Here is a 15,918-nt window from a genome sequence, read left to right as displayed (position 1 = left end):
ACGCGCAGGACAACCGAAGAAGCACCATCCAGGGGAGGACCAGCATCATGGGCGTCACGCTCGCCAAGGGAGGAAACGTCTCCCTGTCCAAGGTCGCGCCGAACCTCACACAGGTGATGGTCGGGCTCGGCTGGGACGCGCGCTCCACCACCGGAGCCCCCTTCGACCTCGACGCCAGTGCCCTGCTGTGCAACGGCGGACGGGTCCTCGGGGACGAGTGGTTCATCTTCTACAACCAGCTCCACAGCCCCGACGGCTCGGTCGAGCACACCGGCGACAACCTCACCGGCGAGGGCGACGGCGACGACGAGTCGCTGCTGGTCGACCTCGTGAAGGTGCCGGCCCACTGCGACAAGATCGTCTTCCCGGTCTCGATCCACATGGCCGACGAGCGCGGCCAGACCTTCGGCCAGGTCAGCAACGCCTTCATCCGCGTCGTCAACCAGGCCGACGGCCAGGAACTCGCCCGCTACGACCTCAGCGAGGACGCCTCCACCGAGACGGCCATGATCTTCGGCGAGCTCTACCGCTATCAGGGGGAATGGAAGTTCCGGGCGGTGGGACAGGGGTACGCGTCGGGGCTGCGTGGCATCGCTCTAGACTTCGGAGTCAATGTTTCGTAAAGCCGGGTACGGCGCGGGGGAGCCCCGTACACACACGATTGGGTAGCCAGTGGTCCTGAAAACCTTCGGGTGGTCGTTCGCGGTCACCGCGCTCGGCCTCGTCGCAGCGGTCCTCTTCGGGGGGTGGACCGCGTTCGGCATCGTGGCGATCCTCTCGATCCTCGAGATCTCGCTGTCCTTCGACAACGCGGTGGTCAACGCCGGAATTCTGAAGAAGATGAATGCCTTCTGGCAGAAGATCTTCCTCACCATCGGCATCCTGATCGCCGTCTTCGGCATGCGGCTGGTCTTCCCCGTCGTGATCGTCGCGGTCAGCGCCCAGATGGGCCCCATCGAGGCGGTCGACCTCGCGCTCAGTGACAAGGACCGTTACCAGGAACTCGTCACCGACGCCCACCCGGCGATCGCCGCCTTCGGCGGTATGTTCCTGCTGATGATCTTCCTCGACTTCATCTTCGAGGAGCGGGAGATCAAGTGGCTGGCCTGGCTGGAGCGGCCGCTGGCCAAGCTCGGCAAGATCGACATGCTGTCGGTCTGCATCGCCCTGATCGTCCTGCTGATCTCGGCGATGACGTTCGCGGCCAACGCCCACCAGCACGGCGGCACCCACGTCGACAAGGCGGAGACGGTCCTGCTCTCCGGCGTCGCCGGTCTGATCACGTACATGATCGTGGGCGGTCTCTCCGGCTACTTCGAGGACAAGCTGGAGGAAGAGGAGGAGCGCGAGCACGAGGAGGAGGAAGCGGCGGCCCGCTCCGGCAAGCCCCGCTCGGCCGTCGCCCTCGCCGGCAAGGCCGCCTTCTTCATGTTCCTCTACCTGGAGGTCCTGGACGCGTCGTTCTCCTTCGACGGCGTGATCGGCGCCTTCGCCATCACCAACGACATCGTCCTGATGGCCCTCGGCCTCGGCATCGGCGCCATGTACGTCCGTTCGCTCACGGTCTACCTGGTCCGCCAGGGCACCCTCGACGAGTACGAGTACCTGGAGCACGGCGCGCACTACGCGATCGGCGCGCTCGCGCTGATTCTCCTGGTCACCATCCAGTACGAGATCCACGAAGTGATCACCGGCCTGATCGGTGTCGCCTTCATCGGAGCCTCCTTCTGGTCCTCCGTCCGCCGCAACCGCGCGCTGGCGGCGGCCGAGGGAAAAGCGGAGGGCTCGGACGAGAGGACTGAGATCTCGTCCGGGGTCTGAAACAACAGATCTGAATCGGCAGATCTGAATCAGTGGGTGTGATCACCTTCTGAGTGAGGAACGCTTTGTGCGGGGCGGCCGCCTCCTGGCCGCCCCGCCGTTTTGTTGTCCAACTGGGGGCGGGCATGGGGTTGTTCGACGGTTTCCGGAGCGGCCGGGCCGCCGAGTTCGACTCGGGGAGCGCGGCGAGCAACGCGATCGAGCTGACCAAACGGCACCACCAGGTCTCCCTCACCAAGCAGGACGCGGCCACCGGGCATCTGCGCGTGAACCTGACCTGGTCCATGCGGACGTCCGACTTCGGCGGCCCGCAGCGGGAGAGCCTCTTCCGGCACCCCCTCAGGGCGCTGAAGCCCCCGGAGGTCATGGGCCACAGCCAGAGCATGGTGAACGTCGACCTCGACCTCGGCTGCCTGTACGAGCTGGCCGACGGGACGAAGGGCGTCGTCCAGCCGCTCGGCGGCTACCTCGGCGACGTCAACTCGCCGCCGTATGTGAAGCTCAGCGGAGACGACCGGTTCGGGTCGGGGTCCGGGGAGACGATGTACGTCAACCTCGACCATCGGGACAACATCAAGCGGCTGCTGGTGTTCGTCTACATCTACGACCAGACGCCGGCGTTCGACCGGACGCACGCCACCGTCACCCTCTACCCGAGCAACGGCCCCCGCATCGAGATAGGACTCGACGAACGGCACCCGCAGGCCCGCTCCTGCGCCGTGGTGATGATCGAGAACGTGAAGGGGGAGATCGTCGTACGGCGCGAGGTGCGGTTCGTCTACGGGTTCCAGGCGGAGCTGGACCGGCTGTACGGGTGGGGACTGCAGTGGGGACGGGGCTACAAGACGCAGGTCGAGCGGTGACCCGGATCGTCACCGCCCGATGAACTGGGGGCCCATCGGCGGCATGTGGAAGTTGTCCGGGTAGCCGTAGCCATGGGTCGGCAGGGAGGACGGATAGCCGTACGCCGGCTGCTGCGCGGGTTGCGCCTGCGGCTGGGCCTGTGGCTGCGCCTGCGGCTGAGGCACGGCCTGGGTGGGCTGCTCCGGGGGAAGCGGCTGGGAGACGCTCGGCGTCGGCTCGGGGGCCGGCTCCGGGCTCGGCTCGGTGCTCTGCTCCGCCTCCTCCGACTCGTCCACCGAGATGCCGAAGTCCGTGGCCAGACCCTTCAGCCCGTTGGAGTAGCCCTCACCGAGCGCCCGGAACTTCCAGCCCTCGCCCCTGCGGTACAGCTCACCGCAGATCAGGGCCGTCTCCTCGCCCGTCTCCGGCTGGACGTCGAAGTAGGCCAGCGGCTCCTCGTCCGCACTCGTCGCGTCGTACAGCACGATGCGCAGATCCGGTACGCGGTCGAACGTGACACCGTCCGCCGAAGCGACCAGCAGAATCTGGCCGATGTCCGACTCGACACCGGCCAGATCTGTCTGGATCGTGTCGGTGAGGCCCTCGGCGATCCTCTTCTGGCCGAGTCGCCACACCGCCCTGGAAGGGTGCCGGGGCTGGTTGTAGAACACGAAGTCCTCGTCGGACCGCACACGACCGTCGGGGCCGAGGAGCAGCGCGGAGGCGTCGACGTCCGGAACCCCCTGCCCGGGCGTCCAGCGCAGCACGGCCCGTACCGTCGTGGCTTCGAGCGGGACGTTCGACCCCTTCAACATCGCGTGCGTCATGCGGGTCATCCTGCCCTCTCGGTCCTGGTCACGACAACGCGGGGTGTGCGGGGGACCGACACAGCCGGGTTACCTGAAATTCATGCCCGGCGGGAACCCCTGACATGGCCGGGTACGTACTATTACCGGCCACCTGTTCTCAAAAACCACAGTCATCCGCAGCCTTACCGTGCGCCACGGGGGAGTTCCATGCGTCATTTCGGGCACATCGCCCCGGAGGAGCGGCAGCGCCTCTTCCACCAGGAGCCGTGCGCGTTCGCGCCGGACTCCCCGGCCCGGCTGCTGTCCGCGGCCCTGGGCGCCACGCTCTACAGTCCGGCCACCCGCCCACGCCTCGCCGACGACATCGCGAAGCAGGCGGCCCGGGGCGTGGTGTCGATGGTGCTGTGCCTGGAGGACTCCATCGGCGACGAGGATGTACCGGCCGGCGAGGAGAACCTGGTCCGCCAGTTCGCCGAGCTCGCCGCCCGCACGGACCTCGAGCCCCCGCTGCTGTTCGTCCGGGTGCGCACGCCCGAGCAGATCCCCGACCTCGTACGGCGGCTCGGCCCGGCCGGGCGGCTGCTGTCCGGGTTCGTGCTCCCGAAGTTCACCGGCGAGCGCGGCATCCCCTTCCTGGAGGCCCTGGCCACCGCCGAGGCCGCGAGCGGGCGCCGGCTGTTCGCCATGCCCGTGCTGGAGTCGCCCGAGCTGCTCTACCGCGAGTCACGCGTGGAGACCCTCGAAGGCATCCACCGGGCCGTCGACAAGTACCGCGACCGGGTGCTCGCCCTACGGCTCGGCGTGACCGACTTCTGCTCCTCGTACGGCCTGCGCCGGGCCCCCGACATGACGGCGTACGACGTCCAGATCGTCGCCTCCGTGATCGCCGACGTGGTGAACATGCTGGGCCGGGCCGACGGCACCGGGTTCACCGTGACCGGCCCGGTCTGGGAGTACTTCCGGGTCCCCGAACGCATGTTCAAGCCGATGCTGCGGCACAGCCCCTTCCTGGAGGGGCAGGCCGTCGAGCTGCGAGAGAGACTGATTGAACACGCCATGGACGGGCTGCTGCGGGAGATCACCCTCGACCACGCCAACGGCCTGCTGGGCAAGACCTGCATCCACCCCTCCCATGTGCCGGCGGTGCACGCGCTGTCCGTCGTCAGTCACGAGGAGTACAGCGACGCGGCCGACATCCTGCGCCCCGAGCGCGGCGGCGGGGGAGTCCTCCGCTCCCAGTACACGAACAAGATGAACGAGGTGAAGCCGCACCGCGCCTGGGCCGAGCGGACCATGCTGCGCGCGGAGGTCTTCGGCGTCGCCCGCGAGGACGTCAGCTTCGTCGACCTGCTGGCCGCCGGAATCCCCGGCTGAACCGTTTCTCTACGGGCCTATCCACAAGGGACGCATGAACAACGCAGTGAACAACGGTGTCTGGTCCGGCACCTGGGTCGCCGAGCGACTCGGGGTCGAACTGGTGGGCGACGACAGCCTGCCCGAACTCCTGGGACTGGCCCTGCGCCGCAACCCCAAACGGGCTCACCTGCTCGTCTCCAACGTGCTCGGCAAACACGTCCCGCAGTCCCCGTCCGTCGTCTACGGCGCCGGCTTCACCCTCGGCCGCCGGGTGCGCGACCTGCTCGGCGCCGAGGACACGGCCCGCGCGGTCGTCCTCGGCTACGCGGAGACCGCCACCGGCCTCGGCCACTCCGTCGCCGACGGCCTCGGCACGGCCCCCTACCTGCACTCCACACGCCGACCCGTGGACGGGGTGCCCCAGGCGGGCGGCTTCGAGGAGTCCCACTCCCACGCGACCTCCCACCTGCTGCTCCCGGAGAACCCGGCCCTGCTGTCCGGCGACGGCCCCCTGGTCCTCGTCGACGACGAGTTCTCCACGGGCAACACGGTCCTGAACACGATCCGCGAACTCCACGCGCGGTACCCCCGCCGCCGGTACGTCGTGGTCGCCCTGGTGGACATGCGCTCGACGACCGACGCGGGGCGCTTGGAGGAGTTCGCGCGGGAGATCGAGGCCCGGGTCGATCTGATCGCGGCCGCCTCCGGAAACGTACTCCTGCCGGAGGGGATCCTGGAGAAGGGCCAGAATCTTGTCGCGCTGCACGAAGACTCGCCAGGGGCGCGGGGCTGTGTTGAATCTGCGGCTACCGCCGCGTGGGCGCGACCAGCGCCCACCGGCCCGCAGACGGCGATCAAGCGAGTCGACCTCCACTGGCCCCCGGGCCTCCCCGACGGCGCCCGCCACGGCTTCACGCCGGCGCACCGAATACGCCTGGAGAACGCCCTCCCCTCCATGGCCGCCCGCCTCGCCGAGGCTCTCCCGCCGGAGGCACACCGCATACACATCCTCGGCTTCGAAGAGCTGATGTACACCCCCCTCAGACTCGCCCGCGAACTGGAGCAGGTCATCGACGCGGAGGTGCGCTACTCCACCACCACCCGCTCACCCGTCCTCGCCGTCGACGACCCCGGCTACGCCATCCGCACCCGCCTCGCCTTCCCCGCCCATGACGCCCCCGCCGACGGCCCGGGCGACCGCTACGCGTACAACGTGGCCGGTGCCGGCTTCGACGCCGTCGTCGCCGTCGTCGACTCCGTGGCCGACCGCCCCGAACTGCACGCCCCCGACGGCCTGCTCGCCCAGCTCGCCGCGCACATCCCGCACGTCCTGCTCGCGGTCGTACCGTCCTACGTCCCCGAGGCCCCGCACCGCCCCGAAAGGCCCTCCATGCTGCCCGAGCCCCTCCGCGGCCCCGCCTTCTCCTCGTACGCGCCCGAGGAGGTCGGCTGGCTGCTGCAGGACCTCTCGGACGTCACCCTGGAGGCGCCCACCGAGGAACGCGAGGAGGCCATCCAGAGCGGCGGCGCGCACTACGCGGAGTCGCTGCCGGTGGAGTACCAGCCGAGCGAGCAGTACCAGCAGCTGTTCCACGCGGCCCTTGAGGCGTCCTCGGAGCGCCTCGCCCACGCGGTCGGCGTGGTCACCGAGACCGTGCTCGCGGAGTGCTCACCGCGACCCGTGCTGGTGTCCCTGGCCCGTGCGGGCACCCCGGTCGGCGTGCTGATGCGCCGCTGGGCCCAGCAGCGCCACGGGCTCGACCTGGCGCACTACGCCGTCTCCATCGTGCGCGGGCGCGGCATCGACGCGAACGCGCTGCGCTGGCTGGCCGAGCACCACGACCCGGCCGACGTCGTCTTCGTCGACGGCTGGACCGGCAAGGGCGCCATCACCCGTGAACTGGCCGCCGCGATCGAGGAGTACGAGGCGGCGGGCGGCGCCCCCGGCTTCGACCCGGAGATCGCGGTGCTCGCCGACCCGGGGTCGTGCGTACGGACGTACGGCACCCGGGAGGACTTCCTGATCCCCTCGGCATGCCTCAACTCGACGGTTTCCGGCCTGATTTCCCGGACCGTGCTGCGGGCCGACCTGGTCGGGCCGGACGACTTCCACGGCGCGAAGTTCTACCGCGAGCTGGCCGACGCCGATGTCTCCGGCGTCTTCCTCGACGCCGTCTCCGCCCGCTTCCCCGAGGTCCTGGACGCGGTGGACGCGGCGGTGAAGGAGTTGCTGGCCGGCGACCGGACCCCCACCTGGGAGGGCTGGGCGGCCGTCGAACGCATCAGCGAGGAGTACGGCATCCACGACGTCAACCTCGTCAAGCCGGGCGTCGGCGAGACCACGCGTGTCCTGCTGCGCCGGGTACCGTGGAAGATCCTCGCCCGCACCGGCGCGGGCGCCGACCTCGACCATGTGCGGCTGCTGGCCGAACAGCGCGGGGTGCCGGTGGAGGAGACCGATGACCTGCCGTACACCTGTGTCGGGCTGATTCACCCCAAGTACACACGGGGCGCCACGGGCGCCGACGGAAAGGCGGTGGCCGTCTGATGCCGGTCCTGGTGGCGAGCGATCTCGACCGTACGCTGATCTACTCCTCGGCGGCCCTGGCGCTGACCATGCCGGACGCGCGGGCGCCGCGGCTGCTGTGCGTCGAGGTGCACGAGAGCAAGCCGCTGTCGTACATGACCGAGACGGCGGCACGGCTGCTGACCGACCTCGGGGACGCGGCGGTGTTCGTGCCGACGACCACCCGGACGCGCAAGCAGTACCTGCGCATCAATCTGCCGGGGCCGGCGCCGACGTACGCGATCTGCGCCAACGGGGGGCATCTGCTGGTCGACGGGGTGTCCGACCCCGACTGGCACGCGAGTGTGACGGCTCGTCTGGCGGACGAGTGCGCGCCGCTCGCGGAGATCCGGGCGCATCTGGAGAGCGCCACGGATCCGGCGTGGCTGCGCAAGCACCGGGTGGCGGAGGATCTGTTCGCCTACCTCGTGGTGGAGCGGGAGTTGCTGCCGGAGGAGTGGGTGAAGGAGCTGGCGGCCTGGGCGGAGGGGCTGGGCTGGACGGTGTCCTTGCAGGGACGGAAGATCTACGCGGTGCCGAAGCCGTTGACCAAGAGCGCGGCCGTGCGTGAGGTGGCCCGGCGTGTCGGGGCTGAGCTGACGCTCGCGGCGGGTGACTCGCTGCTCGACGCGGATCTGTTGCTCGCGGCGGATCGGGGGTGGCGGCCGGGGCACGGGGAACTGGCCGATACGGCCTGGACCGCTCCGGGGATCGCCGCGTTGCCCGAACGGGGGGTGTTCGCGGGGGAGCGCATTCTGAGGGAGTTCCTCAAGGCCGTCTAGCGTCTGCCCCCGCGCCCCTTCGGGTCAGCCGCAGCAACCCCCACCGCAACAGCCGCCCCCGTTCCCGCTGGGGGCCTGCCCGGCCGTACCTCCCACCGCCACCGCCGACAACAGCTTCACCGTGTCCTCGTGACCCTCGGGGCATGTCGCGGGGGCCGCGGAGTCGGACATTGGGCGGGTTAGTTCGAATGTGTTGTCGCATGAGCGGCAGCGGTATTCGTAACGAGGCATGACGTCAGGTTAGCCGCCCCAGGTGTGACCTGTTACGCCCGAAACTGATGTGGAGACTTTGCGAAGGGCGCTGGTAACTTGAGGGCGCCGCGAAGGACCAGCGTGGTCGGGGGGATTCAGGGGGTTGACGGTTGCCGCTGTGTTTCGGCAACCGGGATGGGACCCTTGTACGTCTGTACGTCTGCCTGCGCGAGCTATACGAAGTGCGGAGGGAGACGACGTCGTGACCCAACCGGGGCAGGGGGAGGAGCCCCAAGAGCCCGACGCAACAATGCAGTTGAAGGTTCCTCCGCCGCCACTCGGCGCGGACGAGACCATGCAGCTCAAGGTCCCCGCCGGCTCAAAGGCCGACGAGACCATGCAACTGCGAATACCCGAGCCGTGGTCGCCCGAGGGGCAACCGCCGGACGGTTCGTCACGTCGGCGGAAGCCGTCGGCCTCCTCCTCCGCCTTCCGGGCCCGGATCGCCCCGTACACGCGCCGGTTGCGCCCCCAGTACCCGCGGCCCGGGCGCACGGGATGGCGTCGGTGGGTGCCCTCCTGGCGGCAGAACCTGGGGGCCTTTCTCGCCTCGCTCGGGCTGAGCACCCTCTTCCTGACCATCGCCTACGCCACCACGGACATCCCGGACAACCTCAACTCGTACGCCACCCAGCAGGACAACGTGTACTTCTGGGCCGACGGCACCCCCATGGCCCGTACGGGCTGGGTGCAGCGGCAGGACATGCCGCTGGAGGACATCCCGGAGGACGTGCGCTGGGCCGTGCTGGCCGCGGAGAACGCGAGCTTCTACAGCGACCCCGGCATCTCCTTCACCGGCGTCACCCGGGCCCTGTTCCGCACGCTCGGGCAGGGAGACACCCAGGGCGGCTCCACGATCACCCAGCAGTACGTCAAGAACGTCTACCTGAGCCAGGACCAGACCCTGGGCCGTAAGTTCAACGAGGCGATGATCGCCCTCAAGCTCGACAACCAGATGAGCAAGGACGACATCCTGGAGGGCTACCTCAACACCAGCTGGTTCGGCCGGGGCACCTACGGCATCCAGCGCGCCGCCCAGGCGTACTACGGCAAGGACGTCAGCAAGCTCAACGCCAGCGAGGCCGCCTTCCTCGCCGCCCTCCTCAAGGGCGCCGCCCTGTTCGACCCGACGCTCAGTCAGGCCAACCGCGACCGGGCCGTGGAGCGCTGGGCCTGGACGCTGGACCGGATGGTCGACATCGGCAAGCTGTCGAAGGAGGAGCGCGCGACCTACAAGAAGTTCCCGGAGCCGCTGCCGGCCAACCCGCTGCACAACACCGGTGAGCAGAGCGACTACCTGGTCGAGCTGGCCGCCCAGTACGCCAAGAAGGCCGCCGGCATCTCGGACAAGGACTTCGACCTGGGCGGCTACCAGATCTACACGACCTTCGACAAGAAGCGGGAGAAGCAGCTCACCGACGCGGTCACCAAGGCCCGCGAGCAGGCGAAGAAGGACGACCCGCAGGCCGCGAGGAACGCGCACTACGGCGCCGCCTCGGTGGCCGCCGACGGGCGGATCCTCGCCGTGTACGGCGGCCCCGACCACCGCAAGCAGGGATTCAACGAGTCCAACGCGACGACCGTGCCCGCCGGTTCGGCCTTCATGCCCTTCGTGTATGCCGCCGGGTTGGAGCACGGGGTGCGCAAGACACGGGACGGGGGGCCGACACCGGTGACCGGGCAGTCGGTCTACAACGGGGACGACGAGGTTCCGGTGACCACCCCCGAGGGCCCCTATTGGGACCGCAGCGGCAAGAAGGTCGCCGCGAAGAACGACGGCGGCAAGTCGTACGGGCAGATCAGTCTGCACGACGCGCTCGCGAAGTCGGTGAACACGCCGTTCATGCAGCTCGGCATGGACACCGGCCTGGACAAGGTGCGCGCCACCGCCGAGGCGGCCGGACTGCTGTCCTCCAGCATCGGCCCCCAGGTGCCCGCCCTGTCCCTGGGCAACTCCACGCCCAGCGCCATCCGTATGGCCAGCGGCTACAGCACCTTCGCCGCCCAGGGCAACCACACCGAGCCGTACTCGGTGCGCCGGATCACCCGCAACGGTGCCAAGGTCGACATCGAGACCCCCGCCCCGTACCGCGCGGTCCGCGCCGAGGTCGCCGAGGAGGTCACCTCCGCGCTCACCGACGCCTTCCGCACCGCCCACCCGGGCGCCGCGCCCGCCTCCGCCCAGGTCGCCGGGAAGGCCGGCACCACCGACAAGGACACCGCCGCCTGGTACGTCGGCACCGCCGAGTCCGTCTCCACCGCGGTCGTCGTCTACCGCATCGACCTGAGCAAGAGCCTCGAACCCCTGCCGCTGAAGGGGCTCGCCGGTCCGTCCGCCGAGAGCGTGCCGTACGGCATCTGGTCCAGTGCCATGGGCCCGCTCGGCTGACACGTGCGACCGGCACCCCAGCCCCTGTCCCCCAGCAGAATGAGCCGCACATGAAACAGCCGTCGGGCCGCCGCCGCAAGGCCCGCGCACCGCGCCGCCCCGCAGTACGCCCGGGGTTCCTCAGCCTGGCCGCGTTCCTCGTCGTCGCCTCCCTGGTCGCCGGCTACCTGGTGCTGTCCCGCACCGGCTCCGGCTCCACCGCCCCGACCGCGTCCGCGCAGGACGGCGACGACCGCGGGCCCACGGCCACCGCCACGAAGCAGGAGGAGGAGCCGGAGTGGGACGGCAAGGTCAAGGTCCTCGGCGACGGCTCGACCTCCTACACCGGACCCCAGCAGGGCCGGCTGAAGCCCGAGCCGCTCAAACCCGGTGAGAAACCGCCCCAGTTCGTCGTCTTCTCCTGGGACGGCGCCCTCGCAGGCGACGACGAACTCTTCACCCACTACCGGGAGATGTCCAAGCGGTACAACGCCCATATGACCTTCTTCCTCACGGGCATCTACCTGCTGCCCAAGAGCAAGAAGGACCTCTACGACCCACCGCAGCACAAGAAGGGCGCCGCGGCGATCAGTTACCCCACCGACGAGCACATCCGCACCACGCTGGTGGAGCTCGGCAAGGCGTGGGAGGAGGGGCACGAGATCGGCACCCACTTCAACGGGCACTTCTGCGGTGCGAAGGGCGGCGGCGACTGGAGCGTCGAGGAGTGGAAGAGCGAGATCGACCAGTTCTACGAGTTCGCCGAGAAGTGGAAGACCAACACCGGGTACACCGACATGGAGCCGCTGCCCTTCGACGTCCGCAAGGAGGTCACCGGCGGCCGCGCGCCCTGTCTGGAGGGCCAGGAGAACCTGGTCAAGGCGGCCAAGAGCTACGGCTGGCGCTACGACGCGTCGTCCCCGGGTGCCTTCCAGGTCTGGCCGGCGAAGAAGGGCGGCCTCTGGGACTTCCCGCTCCAGGGGCTCCCGTTCGACGGCGGTGACGTCCAGTCCCTGTCGATGGACTTCAACTTCCTCTACAACCAGTCAGACGGCGAGACCGACGGCGACCCGGCCATGTACCCCCAGTGGCAGCAGGAGACCATCGACGCCTACATGGCCGGCTTCAACCGGGTCTACTACGGCAGCAGGGCCCCGCTGTTCATCGGCAACCACTTCGAGCAGTGGAACGGCGGCATCTACATGAACGCCGTCGACCACGTCATCGAGAACGTGTGCACCAAGAAGGACGTCAAGTGCGTCTCCTTCAAGGAGCTCGCCGACTGGATGGACGTACAGGACCCGGCCAATCTGGAACGGCTGCGCACCCTGGACCCGGCGCAGGACCCGGACTGGTCGTCGGTCGTGAAGTGAGTGGCGTGAAGCGCGTGTCCTGAAGTGACGGTCACATAACTCCCCAGCCGTTACAGCGCATCCCCCTTCACAGATGTCACACATGGCATGCAAGTATTCCGCTACCCCGGCATCCCTCCGCCGGGGCAAGAGGGGAAACATCAGTGAAGTCAAGGAAATTGAGCCGTACGCGGCGCCGCGCGACCATAGTCACGGCAGCCGCCGCATCGGTGGTCGCCGGAGTGGCACTGCTGCCGAACTGGAGCGCGGGCGCGGCCGTCGTCGACGACCCGACCGTGGACGCGAAGACCAAGGCCACCTTCCAGCGGCTGGCCGACGCGGTCTTCACCGACCGCACCGAAGCCCTCGTGACCGGCACGCAGGGCAACCGCAAGAAGCCGCTGACCAACGGCTTCTCCGGTGACGTCGCCCTGTCGTCCGGGCTGGCGAGACAGGAGAGCACCGCCCGGTCCTCGCTGGGCCAGCGCAAGGAGCGCCTCGCCGCGCTCGGCGAGAAGTACACCGCCGCCTCCACCAGCGTCACCCTCGACGCCACCAACGTGAAGGGCCGCAGGGCCGTGGTCGCGGTCACCGAGACCACGACCCTCACCTACGCCAAGGTCCGCGGCGACGAGCCGAAGACCACCGGCTTCCAGGCCCACCACGAGCTGACCTTCAAGGCCGACAAGCGGGGCAACTGGCGGCTGACGGACATCCGGGAGACCGACGACGGCGAGATCGCGGTCAACCAGCCGACCGCGCCCTCGGTCGGCCCCGCCACGGCGGCCACGCCGTCGCCGTCGCCGACGCCGACCACCTCCACCGCCGCCAACACCACCCCGTCGGCGCCCCGCGCGGCCACCACCCGCCCGGCGCCCTCCAACCCGAAGAACTTCACCGCCAGTGGCTACGACTACCGGGCCATGGCCACGTACGCGGAGAAGTACTGGAGCAACTACAACACCGAGTACCCGGACTTCAACGGCGCCGGTGCCGGCGGCGACTGCACCAACTTCGTGAGCCAGGCCCTGAAGGCAGGCGGCTGGAAGCACGTGCCCGGCTATGTGTACGACTACACCCGCTGGTTCGGCAACGCCAGCATCCAGTCGCACTCCTTCGTCGGCGTCAACGAGTGGTCCTGGTTCGCCCAGAACTCCAAGCGGACCACCAGCCTCGCCAACGTCTACCAGATGGACGTCGGCGACGTGCTCCAGGTCGACTTCGACAAGGACGGGTCCAAGGACCACACCATGATCGTCACTTACCGCAGCCCGCAGGGCGTGCCGTACCTGACGTACCACTCCACCAACACCTACCGCCGGTCGGTGGCGAGCATCGTCGCGTCGTACCCGAACGCCGCGTACTACGCCTACCGCACCTGATCACCTGGCTGGTCCTGTCGCTCGGACTCGGGTTCCACCAGGTCCGGGTGGCGGGCCCGCCAGTACGGGTTGTCGTGCGGCAGGGCGGAACCGACCCTGCCGTACATCCCGAAGACCATCAGCAGGATGCCGACGGCGAAGCTGAACATGCAGTTCTGGATCTCGAAGGCCAGGAAGTTGTAGTCCGTCTCCAGCAGGCCCATGTTCACGAAGCCGCTGACGATGAACAGCAGCCCGAGCGTCATGTTCAGCGTCGACGCGAAGTTCCCGCCGATCACCATGCCGACGAACAGCAGCACCCCGACGGCGATCGACAGCCAGCTGAGCGCGCCGTTGGTGTTCAGACCCCAGACCTCGTCGCCGCCGGTGTCGAAGAAGCCGATGTTGTTGGTGACCCCGAGGATCCCGAACGCGAGCAGGAACAGACCCATCAGGCCGGCGCCGACCCGGTAGACCCTGTTCAGCCGGTGGTCCACGGGCAGATGATCGTTGAACCGGATCCGCCGCCGAGGCTTGGCGTGCATTGCGTGGGTGGCCATCTCCGCCTCCTTGAGAGCCGAGTACCAGCGGAGGCCGTACCTATCCTTCAATATCCGTCCAAGAAGCCGCACGGGCAAACAGAGCCGGCACAGCCACGACGGCGCCGCGGCCTAGTGACTACCGCTCCCGCGCTCCTCCCGGATCCGAGCCACCACCTGCGCCACAGCCCCCCGCACCGCCTCCATCTCGGTCAGGAAGTGCCAGTAGTCGGGGTGACGCCCCTCCAGCTTGGAAACCGCCAGCTCCAACCGGGCCACCGCCTGGTCCAGCGGCAGCGCGTCCCGCGGATCCGGCGTCGTACGCCCCGTCATCGCCAGCCGCTGCGCGTCCCGGATCGCGAACCGCGTCCGCTCGATCTCCTGCTGCGGATCCTTCTGCACGGCGTTCAGCCGGGTCAGCCGGTCCCCGGCGGCCGACACGGACTCGTCGGTCGCGTTCAGCAGCGCCCGTACGGTCGACAGCAGCGCGGTCGCGTCCGGCCACCGCTGTGCGTCCCGCGCGGCCCGCGCCTCCGCGAGCTTGGTCTCGGCCTGCCGTACGTTCTGCGCGGCCTGGGACGGCACGTGCTGGAGGTCCTGCCAGCAGGCGGCCACGAACCGGCGGCGCAGCTCGCTGAGCACCGGCTCGACCTGCCCGGCGCGGGTGGTCAGCGCCTGGGCCCTGGTGCGGAGGGAGACCAGGCGGCGGTCGATCTCGGCGGCCTTCTCCGGCAGCCGCTCGGCCTCGCTACGGACCGCCTCGGCCTCCCGGGCGACGTGCTCGGCGCGCTGCAGGGTCTGCTGGACGCCGTGCTGCCCGGCGCCCTGGTTCAGCCGGGTCAGTTCGGGTCCGAGAGCGGCGAGCCGGCCGGCCAGGTCATCGGCCCGCAGCCCGGAGGCCCGTACGGCGTCCAGCGCGTCCGAGGCCGCCCGCAGCGCCTGCCGGGCCCGCTCCACGGCGGGCGCCAGACGGGCCAGCTGGGTCTCGGCCTTGCCCAGCAGCGGCCCGAGCCCCTCCTGGAACCGGTCCAGCTCGCCCTTGACCCGCTGCAGCTCCTCCTTCGCCCGGGTGAGCTGGGTGCGCGCCTGCGCGGCGGCGGAGGTCTCCAGGTCGTCCCGGTCGAGGTCATGGGCGTCGACGGCGCCGATGTACTGATGGCTGACCTCGTCTATGCGCCGGCCGATCGCCTCGAAGTCGGACACGGCGCGGCGGGCCGCCGGGGAGTCGTCGACCGCGGTGATCGTCTCTATGGAGATCCGCAGGTCGCGCTGGGCGGTGTCCAGTTCGTAGAAGGCGGCCGCGGCGGCGTCCTTCGCGGCCTGCGCCTCCGCCCGCACGCTGTCCGCCCGCCCCCCGAACCACCGCCGGGTGCCGCCCCCGGCGAAGGCCGCGGGCAGCGCCAGCGCGGCGACGAGGGGGAGCGCGAGGAGGGCGAGGGTGTCGCGCAGGGCGTGTGAGGCGTGCGGTGCCGTCGGTGGGTGCGGCTGCTGTGGTGTCGCCGTCACATGCCTCTCCCGTGCTGTGGTCCGCCCTGCCCGGAGTCATTCTCCCACCGGTTAAGGACGAACACACGGGCCGAACAGTTCATGGTGTGGACCGTGACGTCCGTCGTCGCGGATACGGGTTTGCGGGACAGGGCCCCGGGCAAGGTAGGCTGTCGACTCGTCCTGGGCGGTGCCCGGGACGCCGGGTGCGTAGCTCAGGGGTAGAGCGCCTGCCTTACAAGCAGGATGTCGGCGGTTCGAAACCGTCCGCGCCCACCGACCCCAAAGCGGCCCCTCGGAGAATCCTCCGAGGGGCCGCTCTCGTGTTGGGGGGTTCGCTCTGACAGTAGCCTGATGGTTCGTCAAGAATGCGCGTATGCAAGG

General features: G+C 69.4%; 13 protein-coding genes and 1 tRNA gene. 10 read left to right on the top strand and 4 right to left on the bottom strand.

The genetic code is table 11. The features are described 5' to 3' along the window. Window positions 1-47 precede the first annotated feature (47 nt). From ACH5AC_RS22625 to ACH5AC_RS22615, 3 genes are all read left to right on the top strand, one after another. Window positions 48-623, top strand: coding sequence for a TerD family protein (locus ACH5AC_RS22625; RefSeq protein ID WP_398863809.1), 576 nt, complete (start codon window positions 48-50; stop codon window positions 621-623). A 49-nt stretch (window positions 624-672) separates the two neighbouring features. Further along, window positions 673-1,821: a DUF475 domain-containing protein gene (locus ACH5AC_RS22620; protein ID WP_398863808.1), complete on the top strand. Its 1,149-nt coding sequence runs from the start codon at window positions 673-675 to the stop codon at window positions 1,819-1,821. A gap of 125 nt (window positions 1,822-1,946) precedes the next feature. Further along, window positions 1,947-2,684 (top strand): Tellurium resistance, encoded by a 738-nt coding sequence (locus ACH5AC_RS22615; RefSeq protein ID WP_398863807.1) that lies wholly within the window; start codon window positions 1,947-1,949, stop codon window positions 2,682-2,684. Between the two features lie 9 nt (window positions 2,685-2,693). Here the strand turns inward: ACH5AC_RS22615 and ACH5AC_RS22610 are convergent, their stop codons facing one another. Next, window positions 2,694-3,491 (bottom strand): TerD family protein, encoded by a 798-nt coding sequence (locus ACH5AC_RS22610; protein ID WP_398863806.1) that lies wholly within the window; start codon window positions 3,489-3,491, stop codon window positions 2,694-2,696. A 189-nt stretch (window positions 3,492-3,680) separates the two neighbouring features. On the opposite strand from ACH5AC_RS22610, the gene ACH5AC_RS22605 reads away from it, so the two are divergent. From ACH5AC_RS22605 to ACH5AC_RS22595, 3 genes are read left to right on the top strand one after another with little or no spacing between them, the layout of a single operon-like run. Then, window positions 3,681-4,847, top strand: coding sequence for an HpcH/HpaI aldolase/citrate lyase family protein (locus tag ACH5AC_RS22605; protein ID WP_398863805.1), 1,167 nt, complete (start codon window positions 3,681-3,683; stop codon window positions 4,845-4,847). Between the two features lie 34 nt (window positions 4,848-4,881). Continuing rightward, entirely contained in the window at window positions 4,882-7,377 is a 2,496-nt protein-coding gene (locus ACH5AC_RS22600) for a phosphoribosyltransferase (RefSeq protein WP_398863804.1), read from the top strand. Beyond that, on the top strand, window positions 7,377-8,177 hold the full coding sequence (locus ACH5AC_RS22595) for an HAD family hydrolase (protein ID WP_398863802.1): 801 nt from the start codon (window positions 7,377-7,379) through the stop codon (window positions 8,175-8,177). Before ACH5AC_RS22600 ends, ACH5AC_RS22595 begins: the two co-directional genes overlap by 1 nt. 24 nt (window positions 8,178-8,201) lie before the next feature. Here the strand turns inward: ACH5AC_RS22595 and ACH5AC_RS22590 are convergent, their stop codons facing one another. Then, a complete protein-coding gene (locus tag ACH5AC_RS22590) occupies window positions 8,202-8,408 on the bottom strand; it encodes a zinc ribbon domain-containing protein (protein ID WP_398863801.1) in 207 nt (68 codons plus the stop codon). 271 nt (window positions 8,409-8,679) lie between these two features. Here ACH5AC_RS22590 and ACH5AC_RS22585 point away from each other — a divergent pair, with 271 nt between their 5' ends. The 3 genes from ACH5AC_RS22585 (at window position 8,680) to ACH5AC_RS22575 (ending at window position 13,531) form a co-directional block, all read left to right on the top strand. Then, entirely contained in the window at window positions 8,680-10,818 is a 2,139-nt protein-coding gene (locus ACH5AC_RS22585; protein ID WP_398863908.1) for a transglycosylase domain-containing protein, read from the top strand. 50 nt (window positions 10,819-10,868) lie between these two features. After that, window positions 10,869-12,170 (top strand): hypothetical protein, encoded by a 1,302-nt coding sequence (locus ACH5AC_RS22580; RefSeq protein WP_398863800.1) that lies wholly within the window; start codon window positions 10,869-10,871, stop codon window positions 12,168-12,170. Between the two features lie 158 nt (window positions 12,171-12,328). Beyond that, window positions 12,329-13,531: an amidase domain-containing protein gene (locus ACH5AC_RS22575; protein WP_398863798.1), complete on the top strand. Its 1,203-nt coding sequence runs from the start codon at window positions 12,329-12,331 to the stop codon at window positions 13,529-13,531. Here the strand turns inward: ACH5AC_RS22575 and ACH5AC_RS22570 are convergent. Both ACH5AC_RS22570 and ACH5AC_RS22565 read right to left on the bottom strand, forming a co-directional pair. After that, entirely contained in the window at window positions 13,519-14,070 is a 552-nt protein-coding gene (locus ACH5AC_RS22570; RefSeq protein ID WP_398863797.1) for a DUF4383 domain-containing protein, read from the bottom strand. The genes ACH5AC_RS22575 and ACH5AC_RS22570 overlap by 13 nt on opposite strands. A gap of 111 nt (window positions 14,071-14,181) precedes the next feature. After that, on the bottom strand, window positions 14,182-15,555 hold the full coding sequence (locus ACH5AC_RS22565) for a hypothetical protein (RefSeq protein ID WP_398863796.1): 1,374 nt from the start codon (window positions 15,553-15,555) through the stop codon (window positions 14,182-14,184). A 183-nt stretch (window positions 15,556-15,738) separates the two neighbouring features. On the opposite strand from ACH5AC_RS22565, the gene ACH5AC_RS22560 reads away from it, so the two are divergent. Continuing rightward, a tRNA-Val gene (locus ACH5AC_RS22560) sits at window positions 15,739-15,810 on the top strand. Window positions 15,811-15,918 lie beyond the last annotated feature (108 nt).

The organism is Streptomyces sp. NPDC018693, assembly GCF_044391385.1.
Lineage (GTDB): Bacteria > Actinomycetota > Actinomycetes > Streptomycetales > Streptomycetaceae > Streptomyces.
The sequence above is the reverse complement of the archived record's forward strand: the minus strand, read 5'-3'. Positions and strand labels throughout refer to the sequence as shown.

What these genes read in the sequence shown, in the direction of transcription:
- ACH5AC_RS22600 (WP_398863804.1), top strand. Translation starts at nt 4,882, where the DNA reads ATGAACAACGCAGTGAACAACGGTGTCTGGTCCGGCACCTGGGTCGCC.
- ACH5AC_RS22595 (WP_398863802.1), top strand. Translation starts at nt 7,377, where the DNA reads ATGCCGGTCCTGGTGGCGAGCGATCTCGACCGTACGCTGATCTACTCC.
- ACH5AC_RS22625 (WP_398863809.1), top strand. Translation starts at nt 48, where the DNA reads ATGGGCGTCACGCTCGCCAAGGGAGGAAACGTCTCCCTGTCCAAGGTC.
- ACH5AC_RS22590 (WP_398863801.1), bottom strand. Translation starts at nt 8,408, where the DNA reads ATGCCTCGTTACGAATACCGCTGCCGCTCATGCGACAACACATTCGAA.
- ACH5AC_RS22605 (WP_398863805.1), top strand. Translation starts at nt 3,681, where the DNA reads ATGCGTCATTTCGGGCACATCGCCCCGGAGGAGCGGCAGCGCCTCTTC.
- ACH5AC_RS22615 (WP_398863807.1), top strand. Translation starts at nt 1,947, where the DNA reads ATGGGGTTGTTCGACGGTTTCCGGAGCGGCCGGGCCGCCGAGTTCGAC.
- ACH5AC_RS22585 (WP_398863908.1), top strand. Translation starts at nt 8,680, where the DNA reads ATGCAGTTGAAGGTTCCTCCGCCGCCACTCGGCGCGGACGAGACCATG.
- ACH5AC_RS22610 (WP_398863806.1), bottom strand. Translation starts at nt 3,491, where the DNA reads ATGACGCACGCGATGTTGAAGGGGTCGAACGTCCCGCTCGAAGCCACG.
- ACH5AC_RS22580 (WP_398863800.1), top strand. Translation starts at nt 10,869, where the DNA reads ATGAAACAGCCGTCGGGCCGCCGCCGCAAGGCCCGCGCACCGCGCCGC.
- ACH5AC_RS22570 (WP_398863797.1), bottom strand. Translation starts at nt 14,070, where the DNA reads ATGGCCACCCACGCAATGCACGCCAAGCCTCGGCGGCGGATCCGGTTC.